This is a genomic window from Candidatus Paceibacter sp. (assembly GCA_013360865.1).
GTDB lineage: Bacteria > Patescibacteriota > Minisyncoccia > UBA9983 > UBA9983 > SURF-57.
In genome coordinates this window covers 1-7,716 of the sequence record JABWAS010000023.1, presented here as the reverse complement: position 1 = coordinate 7,716, position 7,716 = coordinate 1, and the positions used below count along the sequence as shown (strand labels likewise).

General features: G+C 49.7%; 8 protein-coding genes. All 8 read left to right on the top strand.

Going from position 1 to position 7,716, the window contains the following annotated elements:
- The coding region (locus tag HUT38_04085) for a hypothetical protein (GenBank protein NUQ57633.1) at positions 1-586 on the top strand (586 nt) is incomplete at its 5' end.
- Positions 587-608: 22 nt separating this feature from the next.
- Positions 609-1,160, top strand: a complete 552-nt coding sequence (gene frr, locus HUT38_04080; protein NUQ57632.1) for a ribosome recycling factor — start codon at positions 609-611, stop codon at positions 1,158-1,160.
- Between the two features lie 133 nt (positions 1,161-1,293).
- On the top strand, positions 1,294-2,349 hold the full coding sequence (gene rseP, locus HUT38_04075; GenBank protein NUQ57631.1) for an RIP metalloprotease RseP: 1,056 nt from the start codon (positions 1,294-1,296) through the stop codon (positions 2,347-2,349).
- 257 nt (positions 2,350-2,606) lie between these two features.
- Positions 2,607-3,857, top strand: a complete 1,251-nt coding sequence (locus tag HUT38_04070) for a prolyl-tRNA synthetase (GenBank protein ID NUQ57630.1) — start codon at positions 2,607-2,609, stop codon at positions 3,855-3,857.
- A 17-nt stretch (positions 3,858-3,874) separates the two neighbouring features.
- The gene (locus HUT38_04065; protein NUQ57629.1) at positions 3,875-4,924 is read left to right on the top strand and encodes a rod shape-determining protein; all 1,050 of its coding nucleotides are present in this window, start codon (positions 3,875-3,877) and stop codon (positions 4,922-4,924) included.
- On the top strand, positions 4,899-5,696 hold the full coding sequence (locus HUT38_04060) for a rod shape-determining protein MreC (protein NUQ57628.1): 798 nt from the start codon (positions 4,899-4,901) through the stop codon (positions 5,694-5,696). Before HUT38_04065 ends, HUT38_04060 begins: the two co-directional genes overlap by 26 nt.
- Positions 5,697-5,736: 40 nt before the next feature.
- Positions 5,737-6,069, top strand: coding sequence for a hypothetical protein (locus HUT38_04055; protein ID NUQ57627.1), 333 nt, complete (start codon positions 5,737-5,739; stop codon positions 6,067-6,069).
- Positions 6,070-6,127: 58 nt separating this feature from the next.
- Positions 6,128-7,716: hypothetical protein (locus HUT38_04050; GenBank protein ID NUQ57626.1), on the top strand; the 1,589-nt coding region annotated here is incomplete at its 3' end.

Genomic DNA, 7,716 nt, shown 5'->3' with positions numbered 1-7,716 from the left:
AAACGTGCACCCGGATTTTTTACATCAGAAATTTGAACTGTTTGGCATTGACGACAGTCGCGAGTTGAAGGCGCGCGCGGCCGGCAGGGCGGTCGGCGGAAGCAGGGTTTTTGTGCTGGAGATTTTTTCCTTCAATATGGAATCCGCCAACGCGATGCTGAAGTTGATGGAAGAACCGGTTTCCGGGGTTCATTTTTTCGTCATTGTTCCGTCGGCGGAGACGGTCATTCCGACTTTGCGTTCAAGGATGGCGGTAATCCAACTTGGAGGTTCAACCTCTAAGTCCAAATTAGAGGTTGAACCTCCAAGTGTCGGCAAAGCGGAAGAGTTTTTAAGAAACCCTCCGGTTAAAAGATTGGCATTAGCCAAAAAAATCGGCGAAAAAGAGGGCGCTAAAAAAGAAATAACGGAAATCATAAACGGAATGGAAGTTATTTTTGAAAAGTTTGTTTTTGACGGCGGAAAGTGGAAAGCGGCCGCGAAGGCGATGGAGGAGATTCAGCGAAGCCGCCAATTTCTCGCCGACAGAGGTTCTTCGGCCAAGATGATTTTGGAGCATTTGGCGCTGACTTTGCCGCGATTATAAAAAATGTTAAGATAGTTTCCATATGAATTACGATTTTTCCAAAATTAAAAGCGAGGGAGAAAAAACAAAAGAAAGGTTCAAGCAGGAGGCGTCTTCATTGCGGACCGGCCGCGCCAATCCGGCCATTATTGAAGATTTGCTCGTTGATTCTTACGGCTCAAAGACTCCGCTAAAGCACCTTGGAACGATTGCCGCCGAGGATGCCCGGACTTTGCGCGTCACACCATGGGACGCTTCGGTGCTTAAAAACATAGAAAGCGCCATCAGCTCGTCCAATCTCGGCATCCAACCGATTGCGGACAAGCAGTCGGTGAGAATAAGCCTGCCGCCGCTGACGGAAGACAGGAGAAAGGCGTTGCTTAAAACTTTGTCCGCCAAATTGGAAGAGGCAAAAATTTCCCTCCGGCAGAGTCGGGAGACGGTTTGGAAAGACATTCAGGAGAAAGAACGAGCCGGGGAAATTCCGGAAGATTATAAATTCAGGTTCAAAGACGAGTTGCAGAAAATAGTGGATAAATTTTCCGCCGAGCTGGAAGATTTGGCGAAGAAAAAGGAACAGGAAATTATGAGTTAGAAACATTGTCGGTTGCGAAATACATCATTCGCTCGGCTCGCATAATTTTCTGCTGAAAATTTGCTCTGCTCGTGCCGTCGCGCTGCGCAAGGCGTCGCGAACGATATATTTCGCAAACGACTTGCAATAACCAATGTCAATAGTATTGTTTTTCATCGTTTTGGCCGTTTTGATTCTCTCCCACGAGTTCGGGCATTTTTTGGCGGCCAAAAGAAGCGGGGTTAAGGTGGAGGAGTTCGGCTTCGGCTTCCCGCCGAAAATTTTTAAGTTCAAAAGAGGAGAGACTGTTTATTCTTTAAACGCCATACCTTTCGGCGGGTTCGTAAAAATTACCGGCGAGGAAGGGGAGAACAAAAACGACCCGCGCAGTTTCTCTTTCAAGCCGATTTGGGTGCGGACGATGATAATCGCGGCGGGAGTTGTTTTTAATGTCATATTAGCCTGGTTTTTGCTTGCTGTCGGCTTTATGGCCGGCATGCCTTCCAGCGTCCAGTCGGCGCCGAGCGGAGCTGAAATAAAAGACCGGCGAGTGATAATTTTGCAGGTGGCTGAAGATTCTCCGGCGAAAATTGCCGGACTTAAACCCGGGGACGAGATTGCCGGCTTTCCCGGAGTTGAAGAATTTAAGTCATTTATCGCCGCGAGTCTGGGCAAAGAAATAGAAATAAAATACAGAAGAGACGGCAAAGATAATTCCGCGCGGGTAGTCCCTAGGGAAAATCCGCCCGCGGGCGAAGGAGCCATCGGCATCTCCATGGACGAAATAGGCACCGTCAAGCTGCCGGTACTTCGTTCTTTTTTGGAAGGAGCCAAGACGACTTACAATGTTTTAATCGGCACGGCGTTGTCTTTTTATAATTTTGTCGCCGCCGCCATAAAAGGCGAAGCGGGGCTCGGCGCCATCACCGGCCCGATCGGTATCGCCGGCTTCGTGGGCAGCGCGGCTAAATTCGGCTTCGGCTACTTTGTGAGTTTCGTGGCGTTTCTGTCCGTCAATCTCGCCATAATAAACATCCTACCGTTTCCGGCTTTGGACGGCGGCAGAATACTTTTTCTGGCGATAGAAAAAATAAAAGGCTCGCCGGTAAGCCCCAGAATAAGCGCCGCCATTCACGGCGCCGGCATGGCCCTGCTTCTGGCGCTGATGCTCTTGGTGACATTCAAAGATATTTTGAAACTGGTTTCTTGATTAGTAAAAACCAACCTGCCAGGTTTTTACTTCTTCAACCTGGCAGGTTGGTTTTAAAACTGTTTTTGTGTATTGACCGATGTGTCTTTTGCTAATATCATAAGAGGCGATGCCCGGTAGGACAAATTATGATTGTTTTTGCTGGGCGAATTAGAGTAGGTAAAGTAGGTAAATGTTTTAAAAATAAACGATTGTCTAATTGTTTAAGCGGTTATTTAATAAAGAACAAGAAACAATCATAATTTGTACTAACCGGGATGCTACAATCAAAACTCTTCGCCAAAACCAGAAAAGAATCGCCCAAAGACGAAATTTCCAAAAACGCCGAGCTGCTTGTTCGCGGCGGGTTCGCGGACAAGCTGATGTCCGGCGTTTACACTTATTTGCCGCTGGGTTTGCGCGTCATTAAAAAAATAGAAAACATAATAAGAGAAGAAATGGCGGCGGCCGGCGGGCAGGAACTGCTGATGCCTTCGCTTCACCCCAAAGAAAACTGGGAGAAGACGGGCCGCTGGGACACGGTGGACGACCTATTCCGGTTCACCAGTTATTATTCCAAAACCGAGCTGGCGCTCGGCCCCACTCACGAAGAAATAATTTCCCCGCTGGTCAAAAAGTTCAACCTTTCTTACAAAGATTTGCCGGTTTATCTTTTCCAATTCCAAAACAAATTCCGCGACGAGAAGAGGGCAAAATCTGGCCTGCTGCGGACGCGGGAGTTTTTGATGAAGGATCTTTATTCTTTTCATAGCGACGAAAACGACATGGACGATTATTACGAAAAGATGAAGGTTCATTACAAAAATATTTTTGACAAATGCGGCATCGGCGGAAAAACATATCTTACTTACGCTTCCGGCGGCACGTTTTCCAAATACTCCCATGAGTATCAGACGCTTACCGGCGCCGGAGAGGATATAATATGCATTTGCGGCGATTGCGGCGCGGCGGCCAATAAAGAGATAATGGACGGCGGGATGAAATGCCCGGAATGCGGCGGCGGAAAATTAAAGGAAGAAAAATCGGTGGAGGTGGGCAATATTTTCAAACTGAAAAATAAATTCAGCGAGCCGTTTAACTTGGTTTACGCCGACGCTTCCGGCCAAGAAAAGCCGGTTCTGATGGGTTGCTACGGGATAGGCCTGGGGCGATTGATGGGCACGATTGTGGAAACAAGCAACGATAAAAATGGGATAATATGGCCGAAGAGCGTGGCGCCGTTTGCCGTCCACTTGCTGGAATTAAATTCGCCCAAAGACGGAAAGGAGGTAAAAAATTTGGCTGTGAAAGTTTACAGTGAACTCGCCGGAAAAGGGGTGGAAGTTTTGTACGACGACAGGGAGGAAGCCAGCGCCGGCCAGAAATTCGCCGACGCCGACCTGCTCGGCATCCCGCTCCGCGTCGTGATAAGCGGGAAGACGGCCTCCGAAGGCAAGGTTGAACTGAAGGGCCGGACGGAAGAAAAAGGCCGGCTCGCGAAACCGGAAGAGATATTGGCGGAGTTATAAAAATATTAGACAATAAAATGTTCGGCAAATTCAGAAAAATTTTTTCGGGCAGTATCGGCATAGATCTGGGAACGGCCAGCACCTTGGTTTACACCAAAGGCAGCGGAATCGTCATCAACGAGCCGTCGGTGGTCGCCGTCAACCAGAAAACGGGTCAGGTTGTCGCCATCGGCAACGAGGCGAAGAAAATGCTTGGTCGGACTCCGAGCCACATAACGGCGGTGCGTCCTTTGGTGGAGGGCGTTATTTCCGACTTTGAGGCGGCCCAGGAGATGCTAGCCTATTTCATCAAAAGAACTCTCAAAGGCAAAGGGGGCTTCTTCCGACCAACTATGGTTATCGGCGTGCCTTCCGGAATAACCAACGTTGAGGTTCGCGCCGTGCGCGACGCGGCCAAAAATTCCGGAGCGGGAGACGTCCATATCGTGGAGGAACCCTTGGCGGCGGCAATAGGCGTGCGTATGCCCATCCACGAACCGATCGGGAATATGATAGTTGATATCGGCGGCGGAGTTACCGACATCGCCGTTATTTCCATGGGTGGAATCGTCACGGCCAGAAATATAAGAATAGCCGGAGGCAAACTCAATCAGGACATCATCCAGTACGCCCGGGAAGAATTCAAACTTCTCCTTGGAGAAAAAACGGCCGAGGAGGTCAAAATAGCCATAGGCTCCGTGGCTAAAGAAACCGAAGGACTGGAAGCGGTGATAAGAGGGAGAGACATGGTCACCGGCCTGCCCCGGGAAGTGGCGGTGACGGATTCCGACATCCGCGAGGCCATCCATAAATCAATCAAAACGCTCATCAACGCGACGAGAGAAACGATAGAAGTCACTCCGCCGGAGCTCGTGGCCGACATAATGCACCGCGGCATAGTGATGACGGGCGGAGGCGCCATGCTTAACGGCCTGGCCGCGTTGTTTGAATCGGAACTGAAGATTCCCGTTTACATCGCCGAAGACCCGCTTACCGCCGTTGTCCGCGGCGCGGGAATAATTCTGGAAGATCTGGAAAACATGGGCGAAGTTTTGTTGCAAAATGACGAAGACTTACCTCCAAGATAAAGGCCGGAAGAAAAACAGAAAAGCGAAAGTCTGGGCGTATTTGCTTATTGCCGTCATCGTCTCCGGCGTTTATCTGGACAGCGTCAGATGGGCGCTGGTAAAAACTGTTTCAACCGTTTCCTACCCTTTTGTTTTTGCCGGAAAGACGGTTTCGTCCAAACTGGGTTTTGTTTCTTACCCTTTTAAAAGTAAAGGAGAGATGTTGAGAGAAATTGAATACTTGGAAAGCAGAAACGCCGAACTGGAAAGCCAGTTGCTTTTGGCCGAGACTTTTCGCGAAGAAAACGAAGAGTTGAAGTCTTTTCTTGGCCAGACGAATAACAGAGAATACATCCTCGGTTCCGTCGTTTTCCGCCCGCCGCAATCTCCTTACGATGTTATAATAGTTGACGCCGGTTCGGAAAACGGCGTAGCTGTCGGCATGAGAGCCGTGGCTTACTCCAATATTATGGTGGGCAGCGTCGCGGAAGTATTGCCTAAAACAAGCAAAATCCGGCTCATTTCTTTTACCGGGCAGGAAACCGGAGTGCTGATAGGCGATTCCGGCGTTCCGGCCACGGCCGCAGGCATCGGCGGCGGCAATATGGAAATAAGAATACCCAGCTCCGTTTCAGCCAGCACCAGCGACAAAATAATTACCGGCGGTTCGTTTCCTCTTCTGGTCGGAGCGGCGGAAAAAATCGAGGCCGACGACCTTAGTCCGTTCAAAAGAATACTTTTCCGCGTGCCGGTAAATCTCAACGAAATTAAAAGCATAATGTTGGAAAAATAATCATGCCCGTTTACCCCCACACCTGTTTTAGTAACTAATCATGGCAATCGAACTATTAAACATAAGGCGAAAGAAAAACATGCTTCGCAACACTAAAACAGGTGTGGGGGTTTATCTGCGTTTAATCTGCGATGTTTTTCTTTTTGCGGCCGTTTTATTCCTGCCGTGGCATTACGCCGCCGGAGGCATTATCGTGTTCGGGATTATTTTCAGCGAATACTGGGAAGGCGTAGCGGCCGGTTTGATGATTGACTCGTTTTATTCCGTGGCGGGCGGGCATTTCTGGGGCGGGTTCGGATTCTTTACCCTGCCGGCGGTCGCGCTTGTTTTGCTCTCCTCTTATTTCAGGAGGGAGATAAGAATTTTAAACTGAAATGTTCCGCTTCAGGCTAAGAAAATTTGAGCCCAAAATATTTCCGGATGAAATTCTGATGGACTCCAGCAATCTGCCGGGCTTTGATACCGCCCATTTTGAGGGGCGGCTGGAAAAACCGATAACCAGAAAAACTTTCTGGGTGTTTATGGCGGCGCTGGCGGTTTTGGCGCTATTCTACGTCGGGAAAATTTTCACCCTTCAGATAATCCAAGGGGAAAAACTCACCGCGCGAAGCGAGAAAAACAGTTTTAAGAAAGAAAGGATTACCCCTCTGCGCGGAGCGATTTACGACAGAAACGGCGTCGCTTTGGCCTGGAACGGAGAGAAGAAAAGGTCGTACGCCGGCATTGTCGGCTTAAGCCACTTGCTAGGGTACACCAGTTTACCCTCCGCGGAAGAGCTTAAAAATATTTCCGAAATTACGCCGGATGAATACGTGGGCAAAGACGGCGTTGAAAAAAATTACGACGCGGAGTTGAGGGGAGTGACGGGAATCAGGCTGATGGAAAGGGATTCCCAAAACAATTTTATTTCGGAAAGCGTGCAGACCGAGCCGCAGAACGGCAAGAACATAACTTTAACGATTGACTCGGAACTGCAGTCTCATCTCTACAAACTTGTGGAAGCAACCGTCAAAGAGAGGAATTTTGAAGGCGGGGCGGCCGTGATTATGGACGCGAACAACGGGGAAGTTTTGGCCATGGTCAGCGCGCCGGAATACGACTCCCAGATTTTGTCCGACGGCGGGCCCGCGGAAAGCATAAATGATTTTTTAAACGACAAAAGAAAACCGTTTATCAACCGCGCGATTTCCGGCCTTTACGCTCCCGGCTCAACCGTCAAGCCGTTTATGGCGCTGGCGGCCTTAAACGAAGGGATAATTTCTCCGGAAAAAGAAATTTACAGCTCCGGCAGCATCTCCGTGCCGAACCCTTTTTTCCCCGATAAAAAAACCGTGTTTAAAGACTGGAAAGCGCATGGCGCGGTTGATATGAGAAAGGCCATCGCCGTTTCTTCCGACGTTTATTTTTACGCCGTCGGCGGCGGATACGAGGACGTGGTCGGCCTGGGTATAAATAAAATCAAGGAGTACGCCCAAAAATTCGGTTTCGGCTCCAAAACGGGAATTGAGCTGGCGGGGGAGCAGGAGGGGGTTGTCCCCAGCCAGGAGATAAAGGTCAAGAACAATCCCGACGACCCGACTTGGAGAGTCGGCGACACCTACATTTCCAGCATCGGGCAGGGGTATTTTTTGGCGACTCCGCTGGAAGTGGCGGTTTACACGGCCGCTATCGCCAACGGCGGATTCTTGCTCAAGCCGAGCATAATAAAAAAAGATTCGCTGGAGAGCCCGATAAAAAGCCGCGTGGAAGCGTCGGAAAGTTATTTTGAAATAGCGCGGGAGGGAATGAGAATGGCGGTCACGGAGGGTACGGCGCAGGGTTTGAGTTATCCGGATTTGAAAATCGCCGCCAAAACAGGCACGGCCGAAGTGGGAGGGAACAAAAAATACGTCCACTCCTGGCTCATCGGTTTTTATCCGTATGAAAATCCGAAATACGCCTTTGCCATTGTTCTGGAAAAAGGCCCCGCCGGCAACACCACCGGCTCGCCCTACGTGATGAAGCAATTCTTTGACTGGCT

Excerpts from the sequence above, each read along its gene's own strand:
- HUT38_04055 (NUQ57627.1), top strand. The coding sequence starts at position 5,737 with ATGGCAATCGAACTATTAAACATAAGGCGAAAGAAAAACATGCTTCGC.
- rseP (NUQ57631.1), top strand. The coding sequence starts at position 1,294 with ATGTCAATAGTATTGTTTTTCATCGTTTTGGCCGTTTTGATTCTCTCC.
- HUT38_04065 (NUQ57629.1), top strand. The coding sequence starts at position 3,875 with ATGTTCGGCAAATTCAGAAAAATTTTTTCGGGCAGTATCGGCATAGAT.
- HUT38_04070 (NUQ57630.1), top strand. The coding sequence starts at position 2,607 with ATGCTACAATCAAAACTCTTCGCCAAAACCAGAAAAGAATCGCCCAAA.
- HUT38_04060 (NUQ57628.1), top strand. The coding sequence starts at position 4,899 with ATGACGAAGACTTACCTCCAAGATAAAGGCCGGAAGAAAAACAGAAAA.
- frr (NUQ57632.1), top strand. The coding sequence starts at position 609 with ATGAATTACGATTTTTCCAAAATTAAAAGCGAGGGAGAAAAAACAAAA.